This is a genomic window from Nocardia sp. Tas62D01 (assembly GCF_055232035.1).
This window is the reverse complement of sequence record NZ_JBUYUZ010000001.1, coordinates 8820832-8846323: the sequence shown is the minus strand read 5'-3', so window position 1 is coordinate 8846323 and position 25492 is coordinate 8820832. Positions and strand designations below refer to the sequence as shown.

Here is a 25492-nt window from a genome sequence, read left to right as displayed (position 1 = left end):
GCGGGAATTTCGATCACAATGCGTGTTCTGCACCCGGACTGGGCCAGGTCCTTGTGTGATCAGTGCCAGGATGCTGGCGTGGCGTTCTTTTCAAGCTTCTGTGCACCAAGAGTCCGGCACCCCAGTCGCTATCCACCAGGCTCGAGCAGCTTGTCGAGCGTCGAGCGTTGCCGCGGGAAGTTTAGCGAGGAAGACGTTATAGCGGTATTTCGGCCTTGGGGAACATCAGTACAGCGTTATCGGTGAGATTGATCTGGGTCGCATAGCACAGTGATCGGGCGTCCCGCTGGGGTTCCCGGGAAGATCGTCGATCGCCGATGAGTGGCGGCTACCGTCCGCTTGGCGCCGGTGGAATTCTCAACCGATGAGCAGGCCGCTGAGGCAAGCGGATGTACACGCGCGGCGTCCGGACCGTGAGGTGTTGTGGCCGATTCACCTCGCCGTGCTGCCACGCCCGGGCGAAATGATGTGCGGCGACGGCGAGCACGGCGGCTGGCACCACTGCGGTGGAACGGGAGACGAGTAACAGTTGCCGCGAATTCGTGGGCGCGCCGGCATCGAGGTCCCGCGGGCGGGCAGGTGGCGAGCTGAGCGGGTACCCGTGTCGGTTCAGTTCTTGATCGACCGCTCGGTGCGCAGCATGGTCGATCGGTCGGCGCCGTTGGGGCCGTGGTCAGCGGCGGGGTGGGCAGGGCCGGTCGGTGTGGCGATGTTGCCGCCATCGAGCACGTGGAAACCGTTGTGCCAGGCCGACACCGCGGTCTTGGCGGGATTGCGGGCCGAGATCGAGCGGGTGGGATCGTCGCTCCGGGCGGCGTCCTCGGCTTCGAGGTCGGCGAGGATGCGGCCGATGGTGCGGGGGCTGGTGGCGAGTTCGGCGGCGATCTCGGTGGTGGGCTTGTTGGCCGCGCGCAGGTCGCGGACCCGTGCGCGAACGGTCGGGTCGCGCCGCAGTTGGCGGCCGGGCTGCGGTGGTTGCTGCAGATCCTCGGACAGCGGAGCGTAGTCCGGCTGCGGTGCCCGGGCCATGAGCGGTGCGGGGGGCGCCGCGGTGGGAGAAGCCGGCTCGGTAGGGATCGCTGCGGAGAATTCGGCAACGGGCAGGATCGCGGTGGGAAAGTCCGCCGCGGGCGGCGTTGCCGCGAGCGAAGCCGCCGCGGGCGGCGGTGCGGTCGCTGTGGGAGGCACCCTTGTGGGAGATGCCGCCGGGGAAGGGGTTGCCGCGGGAGATCCCGCCGCAGGCGGGGGAGGGGTCGCGGTGGGAGGCGTCGCTGGGGGCGAGATCGGCGCGGGTTCGACCGGCAGCGACGCGGCGGGTGGTGCGGGCTCGTTCAGTGTCCAGGGATGCGGCAGGTCGAGGTCCAGTAGCGCGGTGGTGTTGGACAGGATGCGAATGTTGTCCAGCAGCACGGCCCGCGGTTCGCGGCCGTTGTCGACCAGTCCGCCGTCTTCCACGGCGCGGCGCATGGCCTTCTGCAGTCGGCGTGTCGCCCGGCCGACCCGCCGCGCCCCGGCGCCGGTGTCGCGCAGCGTGCGGGCGTGGTCGGCGGCGAGCGCGACGACGATCAGCCGGCGCTGGGCCGCGACCTCGCCGGCGGTGCGTTCGGTCGGGTCAGCCAGCCCGAGCCGGATGAGGATCCGCTCGGGGGTCAGACGCCAATTGATACCACCGAAGCGGCCGGTGCGCTGGCGCTCCAAGGCCATGCTGCGTTCCCAGCCCCAGGCCGCGACCAGCGGGGCGGACAGCCGGATGAGGACGGTCCCGAGGTTGTCGGCGTCGGTGGCCGCGAGCACCGCGGACAGGCAGGTGAGCACCCACATGGCGGCGCCGTCTATACCGGCGCTGCCGCTGACCTGCTGGGCGCTGCGGGCACGCAGAGCCGAGGTGAGAACCATGATCTCCAGGAACGCGAAGAACATGATCCGCAACGACAGCGTCAGATGCAGGGACTTGTCGAAGAACACCCACATGCCCTGGGCGCTGACGCCGGTGGCGATCGCGGCCGCCACCAGCGTCCCGACCTGTTCCCCACTGACGCGGCGGCGGTGAGCGACCCGTACTGTCTGGACGACACCACCGACCGCGACGGCCGCGACCGCCAGCGCGGCGATCACAGCGGCGAGGGGATGCGTCTCGACAGTTGTCACGAGCCGATCGATGCCATTCATCCGTCGGGGTCCTTCTTTCCGCGGTCGCCGGGGCCCGGTGACGATTCCGCATTCTTCGCTGCGTCGCACCCCGGACGACGCCGTGGCCGTGCCGGATTCGGGAGCGGCGAGCCGAAACAGGTTGCTGGGGCCCGAGGGGAAGACTAGCGGCTCGCGCCGGGGACCGGGCGGTGCGCGAGAACCCGGAGGCCCACCGCTTACGCAGTAGCCACTGGAGAGCCGGATGATCGGGAAACCATCAAGTCCGGTTTGGCGGGAGGCCGCGGCCGATGCCCGGGATCGTCCGGAGGGCGGCCCCACCGATCGCCGACGCGGTCGCGGCGCCCCCCGCAAGTTCGTCGCCGACCATGACGATGCCACGGCGATCCACGAGCGCATCGGACAGCTGCTGCACCGCGCCGTATCCGAGTAGTAGGGGCGCGGTGCAGCTACCGTGTCGTTCCGATCCGCTAAGCGCGACCGCTGCTACTGTCGGCCCGATGCGACTCGTGTCGAGTATCGGTACGGTGCTATTGACCTGTGCGTTTGTGCCGCTGCCCGGAATGTCCGCGGTGTCGACCGCGCAGGGCGGGCAGGCGGTCGGAGACGACTGGTCGGCGGTCTCCGAGACGTTCGAACCCGAGAACTTCCGCGCTGCCCCGTATCTGGGCAACGGGCGCATCGGCGCGATGATCCCGCCGAGCGGCGGCGGATATCAGGACTACGACGTCTCGGTGCGCACCTCGTTCCCCTTACTGCAACCGCGCTACACCGGAACGTACCTCGCGGGCTTCTATGCCCGGCAGTCCGTGTCGTGGAACAACACAGAACTGATCGCCGCGCTCCCCGCGTGGTCGGGCCTGACCGTCGACGTCGCGGGCCGAACCTACCGGGCCGACGTCGACCCGGCCACGCTCACGCACTACCGCCAGCGCCTGAACTACCGCGATGCCACCGCCACCACCGAAGCAACCTGGACACCCGACGCGGAACACCGGCTGGATCTGACCTACCGGACCTTCGTGTCACGGGCACAGCCGAACCTCGCGGTCCAGCAGCTCACCGTCACCCCGCACTTCTCGGGGCCGCTCACCGTCACCGACCTGATCGACGGGGCCGCCGCGCGCCGGGTCACCCCGACGACGGCGGCCTCCGATCCGAACCGGGGACAGACCACGGTCGGCGTGCGCGCCGACGGCACCGACAGCACCGCCTTCCTCGTATCCACGGTCACCACCCCTGATGAGCTGGGTGGCACCGCGCTACCCACGAACGGGTCAACGGCTGGAACACGATTCGACGGCACCGTCGCGGCGGGCCGCAGCTACACGGTCACCAAGTACGTCGGAATCGCCTCCGGCGCGGACGGCGCGGACCCGCGCGCGATTGCCACCGAGGTCTCCGACTCCAGCGCGGCGCGTGGCTTCGCGGCCGCCCACGCCGAACACGCCGCAGCGTGGGATCGCCTGTGGCAGCCCGCCATCGAGATCCCGGGCCGCGACGACTATCGGGACTGGATCCGGCCTGCGCTGTATTCTGTGCTGTCCAGCGTCGGGGCCGGACAGCGGTGGTCCGTGCAGCCGGCGGGGTTGTCCTCGGACGACTACGGCGGCCTGACCTACTGGGACGCCGAGACCTGGATCTTCCCTACCCTGCTCGCGCTCTATCCCGAATTGGCCCGCACTGTGGTGGATTTCCGCGTCGCGGCACTACCGCAGGCCGAGGCGAACGCGCGCGCCTACGGGCTAACCGGCGCTCTGTACCCCTGGAACGATGGACCGACACAGCAGTGCGCGTCACCGGCGGTGTGCGGACTGGTCCAGGAACATCTGGGGAACGAGATCGCGCTCGCGCAATGGCAGTACTATTCGGCCACCGGCGACGAGCAATGGCTGCGTGACAGCGGCGCGCCGGTCATCACGGCCATCGCGAACTACCAGGTCGCACGAGTCGGCCCGAAGCTGCCCGACGGCCACTACCACTACGCGCCCGCGGCGGGCGCCGACGAATACGTCTCGGTTTCCGTGGACAACGCGCTCACCAACGCCGGAGTGATGGCCACGATGCGCACTGCGATGTCGGCCGCCATGCTGGCCGGACTGCCGGTGAACCCACGGTGGGCCGACATCGCCGCCCACATGGCGATGCCGCCGGACATCTTGCCAGGGGTGCCCGCCGAGTATCTCGGGTACCAGGGGGCGAAGATCAAGCAGGCCGACACGGTGCTGATCAGCTACCCGTTCTCCTATGCGGCACCGGGCTATTCGCCCGAGGCGACGCTGGCGTACTACTTCGACCGCACCGATCCCGACGGCCCCAACATGAGCGACAGCGTCGGCGCGATCCTCAGCGCGCAGTACGACCCCTGCCGCACCCAGCAGTTCCTGGATCGATCGGTGCAGCCGTATGTCCGACCACCATATCGGTTCCAGTCCGAGGCGCGTGGCGAACGGTCGGGTGCCAACACGGTCGGTCAACCGGCGTGGATCTTCGTCACGGGTGCGGGCGGATTCCTGCAGGGGTTGCTGTACGGGCCGAGCGGGCTGCGGTGGGCCGAGACGGGTCCCCGGCTGGACCCGATGCTGCCCAGTGGGTTTCCCGAGGGAATGACGGTGCGCGATCTCGCGGTGCGCGATAGCAGGTTGACTTTGCGCATCCGACCGGAAGGCACGAAGGTCGACGTCACTTCGGGTGGTCCGGTTACCGTCGAGACGCCCGGTGGCCCGGCGACCATCCGCCAGGGAACACCGCTGACGCTGCCGACCAGGAGCGCCTGCCCCTGACCCGAAGACACCGCACGGCGAACCTCCGATCGATTTTCGGAGAATTCAGAATGTGCGCTGGGCCTTTCGGCCAGGAGATCGAAGAAGTGCCCGTCGTCAACGAAGCCTGCCAGTCCTTCCTCGATGATTCGGAAGAAGGATCCAGCGCCGAGTAGTCGCCGAATTCGTCGATGGGCGTGGTCACTTGGCCGCCTGGAGGGTCCATGCGTGTGCATTCCGCAGGGCGAAGTCTTGGAAGGTGATCGGCGGCCTGCCCGTGACCTTCTCGATGTCGTCATTCGGCCGGGAACCGTTGCCGGAGATGATGGTCCCCGTCAGCCAGCGGAGCATCACGGCGTAGTCGGCGGGTACGAAGCCGGCTGCGATCGCACCGCCGATCCATGCGTCAGCGTCGATGTCGTTGTGGGTGACGGGTCCGCCGATCGCCTCGGCGATGATGTCGGCGACGTCGCTCACCGTGAGCGATTGGGACGATCCTCGGTCCGGTGAAGCCAGCCGGTGAAGGCATCGTCGGTCCACAGCTGGAGCACGGTGCCCGGCTACACCCGCAGAATCGGCGCGGTGCCGCCGAAAGTCCATCCGTACTGCTCGAACGTCGGAGTGAATTCAATGATGTCCGCTGTGCGCTGCGTCTCCTCGAGGACGGGGGTGTGGGGAATCGAGCTGTTCGTAGTGGTCCGCGAAGCCGAGTAGATCCTCGACACCGGCGGCGAGCCGCAACAGTGCCGCATCTGCCCGCCGGGATCCGACCAACTGGATGCCCAGGGGCAGGCCGTTCGGGCCGAGACCGGCCGGCAAACACACCGCAGGCATCCCGGCCAGACTCCACCGCGTACAGAACCGAGGGTCTCCGTTGTCACCGGCGAGCGGTGCTTCGTCGGCGGCGGGCACCGTGATCACCGCATCCAGTCCGGCTAACTGCGCATCCAACTGCGCCACCAGCTCACCCCGTCGGCGCAGCGCCGACTCGTATTCCTCGGCGCCGACCAAAGCTGCCTCCCGGACGAAATCGGCCATCCGGTCGCCGAGCAGATCCAGACGTTGCAGCCCCAGCCGTTGCAGGCTCCGCGAGCCCTCGAACTCGGAAATGGTCTTGTGCAGCGCCAACGCTTCCTCGCCGCACAGCGCAGTGCTCACCTCCTCGATCTGGGCTCCCTGTTCCGCCAAAAGGTCCGCGGTACTGGTCAGCAAGCCCCGCATGGGTTCGCTCACCCTCGACCAGTCGACGGTGCGTACCACGCCAAGCCGTAGTCCGCGCAGATCCGGTGGCGTCCGCGTGGCGAGTTCCTGGTAACCGAGCCGCCCGCCGGCCATCACGTCGGCCGCTACCCCGGCGAGCGCGACAGAGCGCGCGAAACTGCCGACGGTGTCGAAGGATGGCGCGAAGGCGAACACCCCATCGACGGGAATGGTGCCGTAACTCGGTTTCACCCCGACCACACCGCAGTAGGAGGCCGGCCGGATCACCGAGCCGTTGGTCTGCGTGCCGATGGCCAGTGGTACCTGACCGGCGGCGACCGCCGCGGCGGAGCCGGTCGAGGACCCGCCGGGGCTCCTGTTCGGGTTCCACGGATTCCTGGTCATATTGGCGCCGTAGTAGGCGAACTCGGATGTCACGGTCTTGCCGACAACCACCGCCCGCCACCCTTGTAACGCGGTGACCGCAGGCGCGGTCCGCGTGGCCTGCCGAGCCGGCAGGGCAACGGTACCCAGCGCGGTCGGCAGACCGGCCACGTCGAAGAGGTCTTTCACCCCAAGGGGAATGGGGTCCGGTGAGTCATCAGCCCACCCTGCCGATGTCCCCACGCATGCGAAGGCGCGCACGTGTCGGTCTCGTTCGGCGACGCGCCGCAGGCAATCGTTTATCGTGCTCATGGAAAGGTCCTTGTCACGCGGAAAGTGCCAGGAATCGCCAACGCAGCACTCACCGTTCCAGTCGGCTGACGGCGCCGAGCAGAAGCAGCGACATCAGCCCGACAATCGGCAGGTTGGCCCAGCACGGTGGACACGTCGTACAGGCTGCCGGCGATCCCACCTAGCCCGCGAACATGCCCCGCTGAATATCGTTGGGTGAGTCCTGACCGCCGTATGAGCCAAGCCAGCCGGAACAGCGTCGACGTCGACCCCGAGGCAAATCTGAATGTCCTTGGCCATCTATGTGGTTCGCCTTCTCGTTCGCTCTTCAGATACCGTCGAGTGCGTCATGCACCCGCTGGGTCGCCTCGGCGAGCGCGGCCAGGTCTTCGGTGCTCCACTCGCGTTCACGCAGGCTGTGTATCGAGATCCAGCCCGGCATCTCGTCGCCGCGCACGATGGGGCCGAGTGTCTGCGCCTGAACGCCGTAGACCTCTTTCAGCGCCTCTGGCGGCTGCGGTGCATCACCGAAATGGGGCTGTACCAATGGTTTCCGGTGTTGCTCCAGCCACACCACGGTGTTCAGGCGACGCTGATCGAGCGATCCGTCCCGGCGGATGGAGCGCACTCCAGGCGCGACCGCCTCGGCCACCGTGAGATCGACGTGCAGCTCGAGTGCCGGTAGGTCCAGCCGCAGGGTGGTGCGGTCGGCCCCGGTCGCGGTGAGCAGGTCTTCCAATGCTTGCTGCAAGCGGGCGCGCAGCGTTCCGGCGGTCAGAAGCTGACCCCAGCCGGGGATGGCGACCGGCGCACCGGCCACATCGAGCGCCTTCCACAGGGTCGCCGTCACGCTGTCGAAAATCGGTACGCCCAGAAGCTGTTCGAGCTCGGCCACGTGCGGGGCGCCGGACACATTCGTGCACACCACGGCAACCGCGTGCGGGTCGCCCTCGGCAGCCTGTTCGAGAAGACGCCGCACCCGCTGCGAGGGCACCCGGCCGAAGTCCAGATTGTCGGTGAGGCCGAGCTGTTCGGTGGTCACACAGTCCACTCCGTGTTCGCGGTAGCGGGCTACGATGCGTTCGGTCACGTCGGCGGTGTACGGCACGGCGAGGCCGAGCCGCGTGACGCCGAACGCACGGAAAGCATCCAGTAGCGCCAGGGTGGAGGTGGTTGCCGGGATGCCTGTCGCCTTCTCGATCGCGGCGCACAACTCGAGATCGTGATCGACGCCGAGCCAGGAGCCCGCGGTGCCGTTCCACGCGATCACGTCCACCGCGGCGTCCGCGAGCAGCCTGGCGGCGGCGAGCATCGGCTCGGTGCCGAACTGTGTGTTGGCGTGCTCGTCCAGCGCGATGCGGGTCACCGGTATGCGGCTGGCGTGCATCGATATACCGGTGCCGTGCAGGATCGCCGCGGTGACCGGTTCGAGGCAGGTGTTGGACGACGGGGTGAGCATGCCAATGCGAGTGGGTTCGGCCATTGCGTTGTCCTCCAAGGGATTAGTGCGTGTCCTAGACAGGAAGGCGGCGGGAGTAGTCGAGTACCACGTTGCTCACGGTGAACAGCACGCCGGAACCGACGAAGAACAGCAAGGCGCCGGTGTAGCTGCCGGTGGCCCCGACGATGAACCCGACCACGATGGGGGACAGGATGCCCGCCACGTTGCCGCCCAGGTTCATCGCGCCGCCCACGACGCCCGCGTTGGCGCGGCCGGCCAGGATGGACGGAACACTCCAGTACACTCCGGCCCAGCGCAGGAAGAACAGCACCACCGACAACAGCGCGACGGCCACCGGGGCGTTCGGCACGAAGGTGACGCCGAGCAGGGCGAGCACCACGAACACCCCAGCGCAGCCGAGCATGGTGCGCAGCACCAGGTTCGGTGCCGCGCCCTTGCTGCGCCACCAGTCGGCGAGATAGCCGCCGGTGAGTTCCCCGACGAATCCGGCGGCGTAGATGACCAGCGTGGAGTAACCGATGGCCTGGATGTTGAAATGCTTGGTCTCGGACAAATACAGCGGTCCCCAGGTGAGCAGGCCATAGAACACACCGTTGAAGCCGCACCAACCGAGGCACATCGCCCAGAACGACCGGTACCTGGCGTAACGCAGCAAGCTGACCCGCTGGCCCGGTTCCGGGGCACCGGCGTCTTCCTGCGCGTGCGCGGCTTCGATGTAGCCGACCTCGGCGGCGTTCGCGCCGGGATGCTCTCGCGGCGTATTGCGGATGTACCAGGCTGCCAGGAGTCCAATAACGACGGTTGCCACACCGGCGATCAGGAAGGCCATGCGCCATCCGCCGGTGAGTGCGATCAGCCAAGAGATGGCGATGCCGCCGATAGCGGCGCCCAGAGGTGCGCCGCCGTCCAGTAGTACCGCACCGCGTCCCCGCTCGCCGGGTGTCATCCAGTTCGCGTTCAGTTTGCCGCCAGCTGGGTAGATCGGCGCCTCGGCTGCGCCGAGCAGCAGCCGGAACGTCATCAGGCTGCCGAGACTGGACGCGCCGGCGGTGAGCGTCTGTGCGATACCCCAGCCGGTGACCGAAGCCGCGACCATGATGCGAGGCTTGAGCTTGTCGACCAGCCAGCCGCCGGGGATCTGCATCAAGGCGTAGCTCCAGAAGAAGGCTGACAGGGCGATGCCGGTCGCCTGCTTGGAGATGTGCAGTTCCTTGGTGATCAGGGGCAGGGCGACCGAGATCGATCCCCGGTCGACGTAGTTCAGCGCGACCAGCATCAGCAGCAGGGAGAAGATCTTCCAGCGGACCCGGCTTCGTCGGCCGGTGGCCGGGTGAGCTGATTCGTCCTCTGGTCGATCGGTGGTGGGCTGGGGCTGTGCTGCCTGGGTTGGCTCTGCCATGCTGAAGTCCCTTTCGGGCAGTTTGGTATCCCAAATATCTGCCAAGATATTCGCTGATGAGGTGGCCGCAGTCAAGACCGGGAGGCTAATTCCACGTAACGTCCGGTTACCGCCGAGTTTCCGGCCGCGGGCATGGAGAGCGCGGTTGGTGGTCCGGTTGTCCAAGGTCGACGTCGAGGAGTTGTTCGACGTGCGCGAGGCACTGGAAGTGCTCGCCACGCAGCCGGCATGCCAGCGCATGGACCCGCCGGCTCTGCGCCGCCTGAAGCGGGGCATCCCGATACTCGTGTCCACGTCGGCGACGGTCAGACCGTCGACGCCAGCCGTGTTCGCACCGGTATTGCCCGCGACCCGATCGAACGCCACACGCAGCGTCGCGGGGTCGTGCACGAAGTTGAACAGGTCATCGAACCTGCGGCCGGGATCGGCCGCCGCCCAACGGCGAAGCTTGGCCTGCATCCCCGATACCGTCCGGGATTCGGCACAGAACTCAAGTTTGCGGGATGCGGGTTTTGTGTGGTTGCGGGTGTTGTGGGGTCGGCTGCGTGGTTGGTGAGGTGGTTGATGTGGTCGAGGGTTGGTGCGGTGATGTTGATGGTGAAGTGTGCGTGGTGGGTTTGGTGGTTGTAGGTGGTGGTGAAGGCGTAGGCGTCGAGGAGTTGTCGTAGGAGTGGTGTGGGGAGTTCGGTGAGGTCGAGTTGTGTTTGGGGGAGTTGGTTGATGAGGTCGAGTGCTGGTTGTGGTTGTTGTGGGGTGCTGTTTGGTGAGTTCGGTGAGGTCGGCGGTTTTGGTGTGGTGTTGGATTTCGAGGTCGCGGAGTTGTTGTCGGATGTCTTCGATGACGTGTCGGTCGGTGTCGTAGTCGAAGATGCCGAGGTTGCGGATGAGTCGTGTCCGGGTGTTGTCGATGCGGGTGAGGGTTCGTTGGGTGGTGTCGATTTGGGTTTGGTGTTCTTCGGCTTGTGCGGTGTCGGTGGTCTGGAGTGAGGTCAGGAGTAGTTCGCGTCGGTGGGGTCCGAGGACGTGGGTGTTGAAGAATTCGGTGATGGCGGCGAGGATTTCGGGTTCGGGGAGGTAGATCCCGGTGGGGTGTCCGGGGGGTCGTGAGGCTTTGGTGCGGGGTTGGCAGAAGTAGTAGGTGCGGGCGCCGCCGTCGGCTTTGCCGCACATGCGGTGTTTGCAGTGGACACAGGTGATGTAGGAGCGCAGCCGGGGGTAGACGTGTTTGGTTTGGCGGTGGGGGTTGGGGTCGCCGGGTGTTCGGTCGCTGCGGGAGCGTTCGCGGCCGGGTGCGATGTGTTGGGCGGCGTGGAATTGGTCGATGGTGATGATGGGGGGGTGTGCGGGTTGGGGTGACCAGATCCATTGGTTGGCGGGTTTGGTTTTGCTTTTGTGGAGTGTGGTTTTGTTGCGGGTGCGGTTGTAGACCTGGTAGCCGGTGTATTTGGGGTTGTGCAGGATGTGGGAGATGGTGCTGGTGGACCAGGGTCCGCCGTTAGGCGATGGGTAGCGGTCCATGTCTTGGTTGAGTCGGTCGCAGATGCGGGTGTAGCCGAGTCGTTCGGTGATGCGCCAGGTGTAGATCTGGCGGATGGTGGGTGCGGTGTCCTCATCGATCATGAGGATGGTTTTGTGGAGTCCTCGGGATCGTTTGGCGGGTACTGGGTGTGGGATGTGGTGGGGTTGGTAGCCGTGGGGGATTTTGCCGATGTTGTAGCCGGCTTTGATGTGTTGTTCGGTGCCGCCGCGGGATTGTTCGAGGAGGTTGCGGACGTACCAGTCGGCGATGGCGCGGTTCATGCCGCGTACGAGGGTGGTGGTGGCGGCGGGGTCGCCGGTAGTGATGTCGATGGGTTCGTTGGCGCACCAGAGTTGGATGTCGCACTGTTTGAGCCGGTGTTCGAATTCGATGGATGCTCGGGTGTCGCGGGCGGTGCGTGAGATTTGTTCGGCGATAACGACATCGAACACACGATCCGGGGACGCGGCTGCGGTGAGGAGGTCGGTGATGCCGCCGTCACGCGGGACGGGGACGTTGAACTTTTCGTGGCTGGTGCCGTGTCCGCGTTGGTCGAGGTCGAGGCGGCCGGTTTCGATGTCCCAGTAGTAGGCGACGATCACCACTTGGATCGGCAACCCTGCGAGTTTGGCTTGGCAGGTGGTGACTTGGCGGGGGATGGAGAGGGTGGGGTCTTGGTTGTCGTCGGTGGAGGTCCTGCCGACGAAGGCGGCGCGGATGATGGGTGCGATCTGGTTTGGGTTGGTGGGGGTGAGTCGGGCGATCAGGTCTTCGATGGTCACCGTGGACTGTGGGTCACCGATCAGTTCCCGCTCACCGGCGGCGGGGTTGTCGTCCTGCGTGGGCTGGGTGTCGGGTCGGGCGGTATCGCGGTGGGGTTGGATGGGGTTTGTTGGGTCGACCATTGCAGTGCCTCCCGGATGGCTTGTGCTTGCAGGATGTTCAGGCGTCGTCCTTGCTCACCTGCGATGTGGATGATGTCGAAGGTGACCGACAGGTGTCGATGTGTAGCAGGCTGTCGACGGCCGATCGACCATGGTGAGTTCGCTGAGGGTTCGTTGTCCATGCCGCGTGAAACGCGAGACGGCAGCGGTGTCGATCGTGTGGGCGGGTTGCGCATTATCGTCATCGGGGACGGTTCCCGCGATCAGCATTGTGTTGATGAGCTGTTCAAGGGCTGCTGACTTGGGAACAGATAATCAATCCCGGCCTTCGCGGGTGGGGGTGCTTCAAGTCCCCCTTCGCCCACAGGTGTAGTTCGATAAAGCCGCAGTTCAGCGTGTGTTTTCGCGGATCTGCGGCTTTTATCGTCAACAGGATTTGTTGACTGGGATGTTGACCGGGATCATCGATTGGTGTTGACAATCGTTTTCGGTCGAGGGGGGAATGTTCCCCTTTTGGTTCGAGCGTTGTGAAAACGCCTGGTATCCGATTGTTTTGGTGCTCGGCGTACATGGGTGGTCGAGGTCGTGGGTTAGCGGATCAGCGTGGGGGCGAAGGGGGTTCGGAAGCACTCCCGACCCCCGTCCACTTTTTCGGGGGAACCCCACTCTGGGGCCTCAGGGGAGCCCCAGAGAGAGGCAGAGGCCCAGGTTTGGGATGAGTTCGGTGACTTCCTCTATGACGCCGCTGGAGCGCACTATGTAGCGTGCCGGTGTGCGGCTTCTGCATGCTGAAGCCGAGCAACAGAATTCCGAGGCCATTGACCCTCATGCCGAGCGCGTGATCGGCGTTTCCAGCGACAACCTCGCTGGTGTGACCGCGTACCACGCCTGGCCTCTCGCTTCTTACTCAGCGCGGCTCGCCGCCGATGGATCTGTTCTCCGCTGCACTCCGGTCTCCTAAACATTGTGGATCGCGGTCGTCGACCGCGCTCCACCGCACCAGTTCGCCGCACAGCCGATGGTGCGGACGTGGTAGTTCGACGCGTGCGATGCCTGTCGGTGTTATCGCCGTGTCCGCCGTAGTGTGCGCATCGTTGTGCGCCGTAACCAGCTGCGCCGTAACCAGCTGCGCCGCAACAGTGTTGCTGGCTGTGCTTGCCGCGGTGCGGCGGCGTCGGAACGGGCGAATATCGATGCCAAGTCCACGACGGTGGCCGGTTCGGCGAGGACGAGGACTTCGTCGCCGGCACGCACGATGGTGTCGGCGGTGACGGTGAGCATACGGCCGTCGCGGATGATGATGCTGACCCACAGGTCATCGGAGGGGAGGTCGGCGACGGTGGCGCCGTCGGCGGGTGAGCCGGTGGCGACGATGAAGCGGTGCAGGCTGTCGGGTTCTTCCTCGAATCGGGCGTTCATGCCCCACGGTCGCGGGTTGACGGTGTGCAGGGGGATGCCGAGGCGGCGTGCCAGGGCCGGCACCGCGCCGCCTTGCACGATGACCGAGAACGCCACCACCACGAAGATGATGTCATACGCGCGTTTGGCGTCGTGAATGCCGGCCTGCAGGATGAACATGCCCAACAGGATCGGTACGGCGCCTTTGAGTCCGGTCCACGACACGAACAGGCGTTCACCGCGGGTGAGGTCGACCCGCCACAGCAGCGTCCCGACCAGCAGCGGACGGATCACGATCGCCAGCAGAACTGCTACCGCGAGACCGATCCACAGAGCATGGCCTTCGGTGATGCCGTGGGATCCGGTGAGTTGGATGGTCAGGCCCAGCATGACGAAGGCGACGATCTCGGCCAAATTCGCCAAAGCCGAATGGAACCGCTCAATTTCGACCTTGTACGGGGCGCGTTGGCCACCGACCACGATTCCGGCAACCAACACCGCGAGGAACCCGGATCCGTGCGCGAGCGTGGTGAGCGCATAGATCGCCACCGCGCACATCAGCACCCGCAGCGAGTAGAGCCCCGCCGCGGGCAGCTCCACGCTGCGCATGAACCACAACAAACCCAGGCCACCGGCCGCACCGATTACCGCACCGACAACGATCTGCACCGTGAACGCACCGGCCACCGAACCGACAGCGGCGATGTCGAAACGGGTCGCGCCCAGCAGCACAACCAGCAGAGCGATTCCGACCGGGTCGTTGGCTCCGGACTCGCCCTGCAGGAGCACCCCGCTGCGTCCCCCGATCTGGCGGCGCCCCAACACCGAGAACACCACGGCCGGGTCGGTCGGCGACAACGCCGTCCCCAGCAGCAGCGCGATACGCCAGTCCAGCCCGAACAACAGATGCGCGGCCACCGCCAGCGCCACCGCGGTGAGCAACGTGCCCACCACGCCGATCCACACGATCGCCCCGGCATTGGCACGAACATTGCGCCATCCGATCCGCATGCCGCCGTCGAACAGAATCACCACCAGCGCGACGGTGACCACCCGCTCCACCTGATCGATCGGCACGGCCCCCAATCGCGGCCACACATCCGAGGCCGCCGCCGCACCCAACAGGAACAACGCCGACACCGGGACCGGTAACCGACCACCCAACCGGTGCGACAACACCGCTGCAAGACCAACCGCGGCAATGATCAACAACGCGGTCGTGAACGAGGCGACATCACTCATCGCAGCCCGCCCGGACCACGCCGATCGCCACCAGCGCGGCGGGCGGGTGCCTCGCTGGGGTGTCGTCGGCAATCGCGCGGGCATGAAGCGGCGGCACGCGGTGTCCCTCCTCGTTCTCGCGACCGAAGTACGTTCGCCGACCAGACTTCCCGGCACACCTACACCAACCTTAACGGCATGTTGACGCCGATCCGGCAAATGAGCGGGACAAAGCCTGCCCGCCGTGGTCGTGGCTGATCAACCGGGGACCGGAGCCGACGCCTATGCCGGAAAGCCGCGAAGACTTCCGCAGGGCCACCGTGCGCCGTCGCGACCGACGCCGCGAGTCACTGTGCCAGATCGTGGTTGTCAGCGACGTAATGGATCAACACCTCGACCGGATCAAGGGTTACCAAACCGTTGGTGACGATCTCGTCTATCTGAGGCAGGAAACCGCGGATGCTGTCTTCGGCATCGACGATGACCACCGCTACCGGCAGATCCTTCGACAGCGAGAAGCGACTGCTGTGGATCCGGTAGTGCGTCCCATAGCCTTCCATCCCGCGGAACACCGACGCGCCGGCCAGCCCTGCCGCGTGGGCACGGCGCACGATCACCCGCCACACCGGTTCACGACGCCAGGTGTCACCGTCACCGACGAAGACCGTCAACCGTAATGCCTTACCCGCCACCCGCATCGCTGCTCACCCTTTCCATGGCCCACGGTGGCCGATGGCCATGTGGCGCCTATCGGTATCGGCGTCGGCCTCATCACCTGTTGCCTCGACGAGTCGTTCCGGATCGGGGAGTACCCACTGCGACCGACAACTATGATCCAACTCCGCACAATGGCGCGCGATCAAGGTAACGACACGTGCGCTGCGCACTTCCCATACGGCATCCTTACGGTCGCAGGGCAGGAAATCGTGGAAGCTCACGATGAAGTAAGTGCCGACCCTCCCGGTATCGAAGAAGCCACCGGCAAGCCCGTCGGCACTGGCCATGGTCAAGTTGCGGACCGGCCACAGCAAGTGAGCAAGAACCCCGAATCGGAGATTCCGAAAGCATCACCTTTCTCTGAACTACTTGATCGCGAATCCTGGCCTGGAGAGAGATTCAGCTCACCGCCTCGGTGGTGAGGGTGGGAGCTCGACGGCCAGTCCGGCGCAGTGCTTCTTCCGGCCAGTGTCCGGCAGAACCCATTCCCGGCCGTGTGTGCGGTCGGCGAGCCGGACACCTCCGCCCCGCCCGGATCTCGCGACGATCTCGCCCAGTCGATGGAGGCGGGCTTCAGCGAGGGCCTCGTCCCCGGAGTGTGGAAGCTCGCTCGGGCGTCATCGACTCCGGGTAGGAAATCACCGGCGTAACTGCTCTGGGCCAGATCAGCTCGTCGCAGCTTCGGCCGCTCCTCGTTCAGATTGTCAGTATTGCCGGTGATCCGGCGCTACGGGCGCGACGCTGGCGGCAATGACATCTGGGCGGACCATGGGGAGGTTCGCGTGCGACGCGTCGGGCACCGTGACGCGCTCCACGCACGCGTGCCTTCGAGCGATCCTGTCGTAAAGCCGCTCACTGCCTTCCAGCTGCCGCCGCAGGAGTTCCGCCGTTGCTGTGCGTCTGTGCCGGTCGCGCTGATGAGTTGTGTCGGAACTGCGGGCAGCCAACCTCCTTCCCGAAGCTCGTTGAGCAGTGCCGCCGCGTTCAGGCCCTCTCGGAACCCGACGGAGAACCGCTCGGCGCTCATATGGAGGTCGAGAACTGCCTTGCCGATCTCGGTTGGGAATTCGCGAAGAGCCGTTTCCATCGCGGTCCGTATCTGGTCGATCGCTTCTGCCGGAAGCTCGGGCATCTGCGAGGTGTCCGTGGCGGCTGCCTCGCCGAACTGGAGCTCGGGTGGCATGAAGTCGTCCCAGTCCTGGTGCAGTGGATCGATAAGCACGAGCCGGGCGACGCGTTCGGGAAAGCGCTGCGCGAAGCGTTGCGCGTACGCGCCCCCGAGGGAGTGACCGACCAGCGTCACGGTCGACTCGATCCCCAGGTCGGAGAGCAGGTCGGCGATCTCGTCGGTGACTTCGTCCAGGGTGCGTGGGAGTGCTACGTCGTCGCTCCATCCGGTGCCAGCACGGTCATAGAGGATCGGTGTGGAGTGCTCCTTGATCAGGTCATACACCCGGTAGTAGTCCAGTCCGAAGCTGCCGGCGCCCGGGAGGAAGAGGACTGGACTGGCTGCGGGCCTGGCGCGCAGTGTCCACAGAGTCCGTGTGCCGACTGCGACGCAATCACCCAACGGCCACGCAATTGATCTCGACATGTAAGAACGGTATCACTTTGTGAGACCATTGGGGTATGGAGCTGGTAGAAGTTCTTCGCAACCCCGTGCGAATGCGCATCATCAACACCGTCATGGACGGCCGCGAGTTCACCGCCGCCGCGTTGCTGGCCTCGCTACCCGACGTCTCGCGGCCAACGCTCTATCGCCAGCTCACCGTGCTACTCGACGCCGGCATATTGGTCGTGCATCGCGAAGAGCGGCGCCGCGGAGCAGTCGAACGGACCTACCGATTCAAGCCTGGTGGCGCAGCGATGCCGCGCACAGAGATGGCCGCATTGACCATCGACGATCATCAATCCCTGTTCGCAGCAGCAATGAGCGTGCTGACGTCGAGCTTTCAGCACTACCTGCGAACAGCCGGTGCCGAACCCTACTCCGACAACGTCTCCTACATTCAACTGCCTGTTTGGCTCACCGACGACGAACGCGCCCACCTCGTGGCTCAGCTCGAGACGGTCCTCAAGTCGGTCGCCTCGAACTCACCGGAGGCTGGCCGCCGTAAGTACCTCATCAGCCCCATCTTCTTTCCCATCCCGACCTAGGCGATGGAAGCGGACCGGCACTGCCATCACCGGCCCGCGACTGCAATCACCAGCACAACAACATGATTCAGCCCGTCCGCTCAGCGTGACTTTCCTCCCGGATGCTCCTAACCCCCCGAATTCGTCGAGCGGCTGAGCGAGCCGGGGGCTGATCCGGAGTTCGCGAGGTTCACGCATGGTCATTTTCTGGCGTTGCGTGTGAGTGCCGGAGCGGTGATGGTGCTGCTGGCGACTTCAGGGAAGCGGGGGATGCCGTTTGTCTGCGGCCTGTAGCTCACAGAAAACAGAAATACGCCGCGACCGGTTCGATCACCATGCCGTTCGCATCGAGCAGCCTGTACGGACGGCATCCAGGGGTCGCCAGTCTCCTGGAGCCGACCGACGTCCGGTACGACGAGCCTCGACAGCTCTCGCTTAACGACCTCGGCGCACATGGCGCGGAAAAACTATCAGAAACCTATTCTGACCGGCAAGGAGACTGAATTTAGTTCAGTTAATACGCCGCCCGCGGCAACATCGTCCGCTCCCACGACTAGGTCGAAACGACGGTGACCTCAAAGTCTCGGTGCCCGAGCCAATACGCCAGCGTCGACCCGCCGACGCCCGCCCCGCAGATCAAGACCGTCCCGCTCACCACCACAGCATGGGGGAGCGGACGGACTGCATTCGGTGGGGTGGCTCTGGCCCGCTACGAGCAACGCCACCGCAGGCTCGTCGACCCGAAACAGCGAGGCACGTGGGCCGCCGCCGCGTTCCTGATACCCGCGACCCGCACCGGAATCGCGGTGCGCAACACCGTGACCCGGCTGCTGCCGTAACAGCGGGGACTCAGCGCCAGGGCTCACGCAAGGCGTCGTCGCTGTGTCGGTGACGTACGAACGAGTTGTAATAACCCAGGCCCAGCCCCCCGAGCAGGACAACCGCGAGGTTGCCGATACCGGGTTGAAAGATGGCGAACCCGAGGAACACCAACCCCAAGATCACGAACAGAACGATATCGAGAACCTTGCCGTTCATCCGACGGTCTCCCTTCCGGCAGCAGCGCCACCGACCCACACAGGCTACGACCGTGCAAGGACTCCTGCGCTCGCTTTCGGGTGGGCCACCCGTAAAAACCCGTCAAGCCAACGGATTCCAGCAACGCACCCGCTGCACACGGCATCGCGGCACACCGAGGATCATCGGCACCGTCACCGGTTTGCTGCGCTGACGATGCCCAGCTAAACCAGGCCGTACTGCTGACGCCATCTGTCGATGAGCGGCAGCAGTTCGCGTTGCATGTAGTCATAGAAGTCCTGCATCTCGTGCAAGCGGTCCGCGGTGACGGTGCCTTCACCGGTGGCGTCGATGCCTTCTTGTGCGGCTTCGCCCATGATCCCGATCATCGCGTTCTGCTGCGACATCAGGCTCGCCCACGCCCCTTTCGGGAACCGGTAGTGGTCACGACGGCTACCGGGTGCGGGGACCCGCTCGATCATTCCCGTTTGGATGAGCTGCTTGATCGCGGCCGATGCCGCACCGGTGCTGATGGACAACTGCTCACACAGGTCAGCGGCGGTCATGGTGTCTTGCTCGGTGTAGAGCAGCGCCGTCATCACCCGAGCTGTCGCTTTCTGCATCCCGCCTTGGGCCAGGGTCAAGGCCAGCTTCTCGGCCGCGTCGCGGAGCCGCTGCGTTGAGTCCATACCCCAGACAATACAGAAGGCTCCAATTCCACTGAGTATTCACAAATCTCTGAAATGTCGATACATTCTGAGTCATGAACAACGCGATCGAAATCCGCGACCTCACCAAGACCTACAGCAGCACCGGCCGCGGACTGGCGGGGCTGACTCTCGACGTCCGAGTCGGCGAGGTCTTCGGCTACCTGGGCCCGAACGGGGCGGGCAAGTCGACCACGATCCGGTTGTTGCTGGATCTGATCCGTCCGACCCGTGGCGCGGCCACCGTGCTCGGCCTCCACCCACTGCGTGACGGAGTCGCGCTGCGCCGCCGGGTGGGGTACCTGGCCGGGGACTTCGTGGTCGACGGACGGCAGACAGTTCGCGAATGCCTGCGTTACCTCGCAGCCCTGCGCGGCGGCATCGCGCAACCGCACATCGACGACCTCACCGACCGGCTCGGGCTGGACCAAAGCGCGACGATCAAGAGCCTGTCGAAAGGCAACCGGCAAAAGGTCGGCCTGGTACAGGCGTTCATGCACACCCCGGAACTGCTGATCCTCGACGAACCCAGCTCCGGGCTCGACCCGTTACTGCAGCAAACCTTCCTCGACCTGGTGACCGAAGCGGCAGCCAACGGGCAAACGGTGTTCATGTCCAGCCACATCATGGATGAAGTCGAAGCGGTCGCCGACCGGATCGCCATCCTGCGCGACGGGCGCCTGGTCGCCCTCGACACCGTCGCCGACCTGCGCGCGACGGCGGTGCGGCGCATCGAGATCAGCTTCGCCGACCCGGTGACCATCGAGCAGTTCTACGGCCTGCCCGGAATCACCGACCCGATCCTCGACGAAACAGGAACGATGTTGCGCGCCCAGGTGATCGGCACCCCCGACGCGATCATCAAGACCGCCGCCCGCCATACCGTCACCTCCTTGCGCACCACCGAACCGCATCTGGACGAGATCTTCCACGCGCAGTACGCCGGTGCTGAGACCGACTCCGTGCCTGCGGCCTGAACCGCACTCTTTCGAAACCTCCACCGACACAAGGAATGTGATCGAATGACCGCCACCATCCTGGTGAAGACACTGCGCGACAACCGCCGCAGCCTGCTGGGCTGGGCCCTGGGCATCACCTTGGCCGCCACACTCTACGCAAGCTTCTACCCGCAGATGGCGAAGAACGGTGCCACCCGAGTGCAGAACATGCCCGACGGACTGCGTGAGGCACTGCGGATGGACGACATCGCCTCGGCACCAGGCTATCTGGGCTCTAGCGTATTCGGATTGATCGTGCCACTATTGGCGATGTTCTTCGGCGCTGCCACCGGCGCCCGCGCCACCGCCGCCGACGAGGAAGCCGGCACCCTGGATCTGCTGATGGCCCACCCGATCACCCGAACCACCTTGATCCTGCAGCGCTTCGCCGCGCTCGCCCTGGCCGCCGCCGGGATCACCGTGGCCGTCTGGCTGGCCATGCTCGCCATCCGCAACCCCGCGGAACTCACCACGATCAGCCCGGCCCAGTTCGCGGCCCAGTGCCTCAACGTGACCCTGCTCGCCGTCGTGTTCGGCGCGCTGGCCACCGGCCTCGGTGCGGCCACGGGTCGCCGCGCGGTTGTTTTCGCGGTGACCGCGGTCGTCGGGGTACTCGCCTACGCCGCGCACACCTTCGCCGGACAACTCGGCATCGACTGGGCCGCGTACCTATCCCCGTTCCACTACTACCTCGACGGCGAACCACTGCGGCACGGCTTCCAATGGGCGAATATCGGTGTCCTCATCGCGCTCTCGGCGATCCTCATCGGCGCGGGAACCTACCGCTTCAACCACCGCGACCTCAACGCCTGAACAGCGCCGACAATTCCTTCAACCCGGCACCACGCACAAGCGAGGCGGGAATCGACCCAGCCCCTCAGTCTTCACTGAGCTTGATTTTTAACCTCTAACTGGCAGCCGTGGTGGTCTTACCGACCGCCTGGTGTGGTGCGCGTCGGATGTTTTTTGCGCCGGGCGGGCGTCCGGGACCCGGCCGTGAGGGTTTCGGCGCGCGGGCCGGAAGAGCGGTTGTCGGGCGGAGGTGGCGAAATCCCCTGCGGACGCGGGCTGGGGTGAGGCGGCTGGGGCTGGTTGGTTTTCTCTCCCAGGGGTGGCGGAGGTCTTCGGTGAGTCCTCGGGCGAGGCGGAGTTGGGTGTGTGCGGCGATGATGAGCCAGGTCCAGCGGTCGGCGGCGGCGGAGTCGCGGATACGCGGCTTGGTCCACCCGAGGGTCTGTTTCAGGAACCGGAAGGTGTGCTCGATGTCGAAGCGCCGCAGGAAGGTTCGCCAGATTCGGTCGATAATGGCGGGGTCGGCGATGTCGGGTTGCGAACACCATAGCCACAGTGGTTTCGGGTTGCGGTCGCCGGGTAGCCGGTCCACCCGAAGCCCGATGACGACGCCCTCGATGATCGGCAGTTCCCCGTCGTGGTAGGCCCAGGATCCTCGGCGGGCGAGTTTGGGGTGCAGACGGTTCCATGCCGTCGCACGCACGGCGCCGTAGCGGTCGGTGTCGGTGGTGGTGACGACAGCGGGCTCGGGATGGGTCCCGGTGTCGGACAACGCGAAGTCGGGGCCGTGCTTGGCGGGACGGCCCCTCTTGCCCGCACGGGGTTCGGCGGGGAAGGCCAGGACGCGGTCGGAGCGTATTCGCCCGATCAGGACCACGGGCAGATCCGCGAGCTCGTATGCCAGGCATGTGATGTCGTAGCCCGCATCGAACACGATCTTGATGTGCGGGTCGCCGGGAACATGGAGGTCGGCGGCTTGCAGGCGTTGCACGACTTCCCGGATCTGGGCGGCGGTGACCTCGGTCGCGTCGTCGTCGGGGTGCAGCCGTATCGCGTCGAGGATCGTGGTCCAAGAGGTCCGGCCGGGCTCCAGCGCGGCGACGTAGGAGAACAGCCAGCCCGGGATCATCTGCGCTTGCCCCCTGCCACGGCCATAGACATGGCAGAACGATCGATCGGGGCTGGTCGCCGCGTCGGGACGCAGCCACGGACTGGCATCGACGGCCAGCATGATCGCACCTTCGTCGTCTCGCCCGACCGTGGTCGTGGCGGTGATCGCGCGCCGGAGCCGGGCGATGTCGATACTTCCGGCGTTCAGACCGTCGTAGAGGGCGCCGTGGCCGCGTCGATATTCCCCGGTCAGACACAGTCCGACCAGCGTGGTGACCGGTCCGTCGTCGCACAGCACCGCGTCGGTGAGTTCGAACAGCGCGTCGGCGCGCGCGGTCAGGCTTTCATAGAACGAATTGCGGAACGCGGCAAGCGATTCCGGTCCCGACGGGCGCGCCGACTCGACCGGACGAAATACTTCGGGCACACTGACAGGCACGGCCACCACAACTTCTCATCAGGCTCTTTAGCGGGAACCCGACGATGATGATGCGGTGGCCGCTCCATGTCACGGCGACACGCCGAAATTCGTCCCTAAATCAACACGGCAGCAACACGTTTCGATGATCGAACCGCTCCAACACCGACCCGGACGGTCGGCGGGCAGTGACCCGGAGGTTAAAAATCAAGCTGAGGGCCTGTAATTAATTAATCCGTAACATCCCAAGATTTTGGAAGATGTTGTGGTATGGGTGATTTCGTGGTGACCGTCGATGACCTCGCGTTCAAGTATGAGGTGTTGTTTCCGCATCTGGATGAGCGGCAGCGCCGGTTGCTTCTGGGTGCGGATGCTCGCATGTTCGGGCGGGGTGGGGGTCGGTTGGTCGCCCGGGCGGCGGGGGTGCGGGAGGCGACGGTGTCGCTGGGGGCGAAGGAGTTGGAGTCCGGGGAGGCTCCGTTGGAGCGGGCCCGTCGGGTCGGGGGCGGCCGCAAGCCCGCGACCGAGGTTGATGAGGGGCTGGTCGCGGCGTTGTTGGAGTTGGTGGAGCCCGATATGCGGGGTGATCCGATGTCGCCGTTGCGGTGGACGATCCGTTCGACCCGCAACCTTGCCGACGAGTTGACCGCTCGGGGGCACCCGGCCGCGGCCGATTTGGTGGGGAATCTGTTGCGGGCGTTGGGTTTCAGTTTGCAGGCCAACGCGAAAACGTTGGAAGGCAAGCAGAACCCGGATCGCGATGCCCAGTTCCGGTATATCAACGACCAAGTCAAGGCTCATCAGGCCGACGGGCAACCGGTCGTCAGTGTCGACACCAAAAAGAAGGAGTGTGCGCCACGAAGCGCCTTGTCATATTCCTAGTTCAGCTGGGAGGAATTCGGAGGAATATTCCTGGGTCTGATGGCTCACCTGGATCCGAAAGGAAAAGGGAACCGTAGCATGCCAGAGAAGCAGCGGCCGTGTCCAGGTACGAGGAACGGGGCGCTGCGGGACCCGAGCGACACGGTGAAAGCTGAACTGCCTGAACCCCAATCCCCGGAAGACGCAACTTCTCGTCCGTCGGAAAAGTACCTGAAACCGGCGCCGCACCGTGTATCGGAGTCAGCTCCTATCCGGTACAGCCTCCGTGGTGCGGAGCGATTCCCAATGAGGGAATTCAAGGGGATGAACGGGGCACCTAAATCGCTCTATGACGTATGGCAAGGACGAACGTGGGATCGCCTAACGGGCACGTGCCATGTGCCCTATGGCGACAGAGGCCCAGTAGTAGTCGTGGGAGTAACGCCCCACCGTGGAGGACGGGAAAGCCGTCCGCAGGGCGAAGTTGCGCCGTCTAACTCGGCGTTGGATCACTCTCGCAGAGAGTAGAGGTTCGGAAGGAGCAGACCCTTTGGGTCACCCGTCTTACCTGGACGCGAAAGCGCGAGGGGACAACAGCATGGCGGGAAAGCGTGGAGCATTGTGAAGGCGTTGATGGTGCTGCCGCGCAAGACCCGTGTGATATGGCGAAGACCAGACTGTTTGAAGCCCAGTTCCCGGTGATGGAAATGTGCATCCTCCGACATACAACGCCCGGAGCGGAGCCACCAGCATCAGGCGAATCCCCTTTGCTTCGCCCCAACCCTTCCGGCTGGTGGGCGGTGGGCAACGAGCTCACTCAAGGGAACGGACGGGCCGCCTACGTCGCACTCGATACGTCGTAGCTATTCAGCTGTCCCCCTTGGGGTTTGATGGCGTGTCGGTTGGATTGTGATGGCCTGTCGGGCATAGTGGCGGGGTGTCTGGAGCGTCGTCGGTTGAGCAGCTCGTTGAGCGGGTGGCCGAGTTGACGGCGCAGGTGAGGGTGGTGCTGGCCGAGAACGCGGAGTTGCGGGCCGCGAATGCGGAGTTGCGGGCCGCGAATGTGGAGTTGGGTTCGGAGAACACAGAGTTGAAGGCGCTGGTGGGGTCGCAGTCCGAACAGGCTGCGGCGCAGGCGGATCGGATCGCAGTGCTGGAGCGGCGGTTGGCTGCGGATTCGTCGAACTCGGGGTGGTCGTCGGGGTCGGACTCGCCCTATGACAAGAAACCGGCCAAGAAGCGGTCGTCGCGGACCCGGTCGGGGCGGTCGGCGGGTAAGCAGAAAGGCTCGGCAGGCACGTCGCGGCCACTGCACGATGACCCGAACCACACGATCCGGTTGGAACCGCCCCGCTGCCAGGGGTGTTCGTGTTCGCTCGACGGTGCCGCCGAGGTCGCCTGCGAACGCCGCCAGGTCGTGGACACGGCACCGGCGGCGGCGCCGGTGATCACCGAGTATCGGCGTATCGCCCGCGAATGCGGGTGCGGGACAGTGACTGCCGGTGACTGGGCCGATGCGGCACCCGAGCATGTCGCGGTGATCGCGGCGGCGGGGTCGCCGGTGCGGATCGGGCCGGTGGCTCTGGCCCGGGCGGCGTTGCTGACCTGCGGGCATTACCTACCGATCGGGCGGAGCCGGGATCTGTTCGTCGCACTGTGCGGCCTCGATATTTCGACCGGCTGGCTGGCAGGGGTGCGTGGCCGCGCCGCGCGGCTGCTGGAACGACAGTTCTCCGTCCACATGCGAACTCTGCTGGCCACCGCGCCGGTGTTGCATGCCGACGAAACCACCGGCCGCGCCGCCGCGGAGTTGAAGTACGTGCACGTCGCCTGCACCGACTATCTGACGTTGATGCACGTCGGTGGCCGCTCCGCCGACGATATTGATGCCGGTGGTGTGCTCGGCGAGTTCACCGGGGTACTGGTCCGCGACGGCTACGCCGGGTACGCGCACCTAATGAGATGTAGCGGGTCGGTCGATCGGGCAGACTCGCTACTGGTAGCGGCTGGTAGGTGAGCACTGATTGGCCCCGGACTTCGAGTCCTGCTTTGAGATCGTGCCCCTGCC

The 25492-nt window shown here is 65.6% G+C and carries 19 protein-coding genes and 2 pseudogenes; 8 read left to right on the top strand and 13 right to left on the bottom strand.

All coding sequences use genetic code 11. The annotated features are described in order from the left end of the window. Nucleotides 1-609 precede the first annotated feature (609 nt). Nucleotides 610-2169, bottom strand: a complete 1560-nt coding sequence (locus ACV7NQ_RS43020; RefSeq protein WP_463364736.1) for a hypothetical protein — start codon at nt 2167-2169, stop codon at nt 610-612. Between the two features lie 223 nt (nt 2170-2392). Here ACV7NQ_RS43020 and ACV7NQ_RS43015 point away from each other — a divergent pair, with 223 nt between their 5' ends. Beyond that, entirely contained in the window at nt 2393-2581 is a 189-nt protein-coding gene (locus ACV7NQ_RS43015) for a hypothetical protein (protein WP_463364735.1), read from the top strand. Nucleotides 2582-2657: 76 nt separating this feature from the next. After that, nucleotides 2658-4931 (top strand): glycosyl hydrolase family 65 domain-containing protein, encoded by a 2274-nt coding sequence (locus ACV7NQ_RS43010; protein ID WP_463364734.1) that lies wholly within the window; start codon nt 2658-2660, stop codon nt 4929-4931. Nucleotides 4932-5111: 180 nt separating this feature from the next. Here ACV7NQ_RS43010 and ACV7NQ_RS43005 read toward each other — a convergent pair whose 3' ends face one another. The 9 genes and pseudogenes from ACV7NQ_RS43005 to ACV7NQ_RS42965 form a co-directional block, all read right to left on the bottom strand. Further along, on the bottom strand, nt 5112-5387 hold the full coding sequence (locus tag ACV7NQ_RS43005) for a hypothetical protein (protein WP_463364733.1): 276 nt from the start codon (nt 5385-5387) through the stop codon (nt 5112-5114). Nucleotides 5388-5537: 150 nt separating this feature from the next. After that, nucleotides 5538-6806 (bottom strand): amidase, encoded by a 1269-nt coding sequence (locus ACV7NQ_RS43000; RefSeq protein WP_463364732.1) that lies wholly within the window; start codon nt 6804-6806, stop codon nt 5538-5540. Between the two features lie 163 nt (nt 6807-6969). Beyond that, nucleotides 6970-7085, bottom strand: a pseudogene (locus ACV7NQ_RS42995) (polysaccharide deacetylase family protein); the annotation flags it as partial. Nucleotides 7086-7113: 28 nt separating this feature from the next. Next, nucleotides 7114-8268 carry a maleate cis-trans isomerase family protein gene (locus ACV7NQ_RS42990; RefSeq protein WP_463364731.1) on the bottom strand — a complete coding sequence of 385 codons (1155 nt, stop codon included), beginning with the start codon at nt 8266-8268 and terminating at the stop codon, nt 7114-7116. 31 nt (nt 8269-8299) lie between these two features. Further along, on the bottom strand, nt 8300-12070 hold the full coding sequence (locus ACV7NQ_RS42985) for an MFS transporter (RefSeq protein ID WP_463364730.1): 3771 nt from the start codon (nt 12068-12070) through the stop codon (nt 8300-8302). 1041 nt (nt 12071-13111) lie between these two features. Continuing rightward, nucleotides 13112-14689, bottom strand: a complete 1578-nt coding sequence (locus tag ACV7NQ_RS42980; protein WP_463364729.1) for a cation:proton antiporter domain-containing protein — start codon at nt 14687-14689, stop codon at nt 13112-13114. Nucleotides 14690-15015: 326 nt separating this feature from the next. After that, nucleotides 15016-15366 carry a DUF190 domain-containing protein gene (locus ACV7NQ_RS42975; RefSeq protein WP_463364728.1) on the bottom strand — a complete coding sequence of 117 codons (351 nt, stop codon included), beginning with the start codon at nt 15364-15366 and terminating at the stop codon, nt 15016-15018. Nucleotides 15367-15372: 6 nt separating this feature from the next. After that, a complete protein-coding gene (locus ACV7NQ_RS42970) occupies nt 15373-15678 on the bottom strand; it encodes a hypothetical protein (protein ID WP_463364727.1) in 306 nt (101 codons plus the stop codon). Between the two features lie 434 nt (nt 15679-16112). Beyond that, nucleotides 16113-16979: an alpha/beta fold hydrolase gene (locus ACV7NQ_RS42965; RefSeq protein WP_463364726.1), complete on the bottom strand. Its 867-nt coding sequence runs from the start codon at nt 16977-16979 to the stop codon at nt 16113-16115. Nucleotides 16980-17014: 35 nt separating this feature from the next. Between ACV7NQ_RS42965 and ACV7NQ_RS42960 the strand changes: the two genes are divergently transcribed. Then, entirely contained in the window at nt 17015-17542 is a 528-nt protein-coding gene (locus ACV7NQ_RS42960; protein ID WP_463364725.1) for a helix-turn-helix domain-containing protein, read from the top strand. Nucleotides 17543-18090: 548 nt separating this feature from the next. Then, nucleotides 18091-18360 carry a hypothetical protein gene (locus tag ACV7NQ_RS42955; protein WP_463364724.1) on the top strand — a complete coding sequence of 90 codons (270 nt, stop codon included), beginning with the start codon at nt 18091-18093 and terminating at the stop codon, nt 18358-18360. A gap of 10 nt (nt 18361-18370) precedes the next feature. Here the strand turns inward: ACV7NQ_RS42955 and ACV7NQ_RS42950 are convergent, their stop codons facing one another. Together ACV7NQ_RS42950 and ACV7NQ_RS42945 are read right to left on the bottom strand one after the other, a co-directional pair. Beyond that, nucleotides 18371-18559: a hypothetical protein gene (locus ACV7NQ_RS42950; RefSeq protein WP_463364723.1), complete on the bottom strand. Its 189-nt coding sequence runs from the start codon at nt 18557-18559 to the stop codon at nt 18371-18373. A 203-nt stretch (nt 18560-18762) separates the two neighbouring features. After that, a complete protein-coding gene (locus ACV7NQ_RS42945) occupies nt 18763-19227 on the bottom strand; it encodes a GbsR/MarR family transcriptional regulator (protein WP_463364722.1) in 465 nt (154 codons plus the stop codon). A gap of 74 nt (nt 19228-19301) precedes the next feature. On the opposite strand from ACV7NQ_RS42945, the gene ACV7NQ_RS42940 reads away from it, so the two are divergent. After that, nucleotides 19302-20222: an ABC transporter ATP-binding protein gene (locus ACV7NQ_RS42940; protein WP_463364721.1), complete on the top strand. Its 921-nt coding sequence runs from the start codon at nt 19302-19304 to the stop codon at nt 20220-20222. A gap of 45 nt (nt 20223-20267) precedes the next feature. Then, nucleotides 20268-21056, top strand: a complete 789-nt coding sequence (locus ACV7NQ_RS42935; RefSeq protein WP_463364720.1) for an ABC transporter permease subunit — start codon at nt 20268-20270, stop codon at nt 21054-21056. Between the two features lie 94 nt (nt 21057-21150). On the opposite strand, the gene ACV7NQ_RS42930 is transcribed toward ACV7NQ_RS42935, so the two are convergent. Next, the gene (locus ACV7NQ_RS42930) at nt 21151-22590 is read right to left on the bottom strand and encodes an NF041680 family putative transposase (RefSeq protein WP_463358523.1); all 1440 of its coding nucleotides are present in this window, start codon (nt 22588-22590) and stop codon (nt 21151-21153) included. 243 nt (nt 22591-22833) lie between these two features. Between ACV7NQ_RS42930 and ACV7NQ_RS42925 the strand changes: the two are divergent. Beyond that, nucleotides 22834-23412, top strand: a pseudogene (locus ACV7NQ_RS42925) (ISAzo13 family transposase); the annotation flags it as partial. 949 nt (nt 23413-24361) lie between these two features. After that, nucleotides 24362-25441 carry an IS66 family transposase gene (locus ACV7NQ_RS42920; RefSeq protein ID WP_463364719.1) on the top strand — a complete coding sequence of 360 codons (1080 nt, stop codon included), beginning with the start codon at nt 24362-24364 and terminating at the stop codon, nt 25439-25441. Nucleotides 25442-25492: the final 51 nt, after the last annotated feature.

What these genes read in the sequence shown, in the direction of transcription:
- ACV7NQ_RS43020 (WP_463364736.1), bottom strand. Translation starts at nt 2,169, where the DNA reads ATGAATGGCATCGATCGGCTCGTGACAACTGTCGAGACGCATCCCCTC.
- ACV7NQ_RS43015 (WP_463364735.1), top strand. Translation starts at nt 2,393, where the DNA reads ATGATCGGGAAACCATCAAGTCCGGTTTGGCGGGAGGCCGCGGCCGAT.
- ACV7NQ_RS43000 (WP_463364732.1), bottom strand. Translation starts at nt 6,806, where the DNA reads ATGAGCACGATAAACGATTGCCTGCGGCGCGTCGCCGAACGAGACCGA.
- ACV7NQ_RS42990 (WP_463364731.1), bottom strand. Translation starts at nt 8,268, where the DNA reads ATGGCCGAACCCACTCGCATTGGCATGCTCACCCCGTCGTCCAACACC.
- ACV7NQ_RS42985 (WP_463364730.1), bottom strand. Translation starts at nt 12,070, where the DNA reads ATGGTCGACCCAACAAACCCCATCCAACCCCACCGCGATACCGCCCGA.
- ACV7NQ_RS42980 (WP_463364729.1), bottom strand. Translation starts at nt 14,689, where the DNA reads ATGAGTGATGTCGCCTCGTTCACGACCGCGTTGTTGATCATTGCCGCG.
- ACV7NQ_RS42975 (WP_463364728.1), bottom strand. Translation starts at nt 15,366, where the DNA reads ATGCGGGTGGCGGGTAAGGCATTACGGTTGACGGTCTTCGTCGGTGAC.
- ACV7NQ_RS42965 (WP_463364726.1), bottom strand. Translation starts at nt 16,979, where the DNA reads ATGTCGAGATCAATTGCGTGGCCGTTGGGTGATTGCGTCGCAGTCGGC.
- ACV7NQ_RS42960 (WP_463364725.1), top strand. Translation starts at nt 17,015, where the DNA reads ATGGAGCTGGTAGAAGTTCTTCGCAACCCCGTGCGAATGCGCATCATC.
- ACV7NQ_RS42950 (WP_463364723.1), bottom strand. Translation starts at nt 18,559, where the DNA reads ATGAACGGCAAGGTTCTCGATATCGTTCTGTTCGTGATCTTGGGGTTG.
- ACV7NQ_RS42945 (WP_463364722.1), bottom strand. Translation starts at nt 19,227, where the DNA reads ATGGACTCAACGCAGCGGCTCCGCGACGCGGCCGAGAAGCTGGCCTTG.
- ACV7NQ_RS42940 (WP_463364721.1), top strand. Translation starts at nt 19,302, where the DNA reads ATGAACAACGCGATCGAAATCCGCGACCTCACCAAGACCTACAGCAGC.
- ACV7NQ_RS42935 (WP_463364720.1), top strand. Translation starts at nt 20,268, where the DNA reads ATGACCGCCACCATCCTGGTGAAGACACTGCGCGACAACCGCCGCAGC.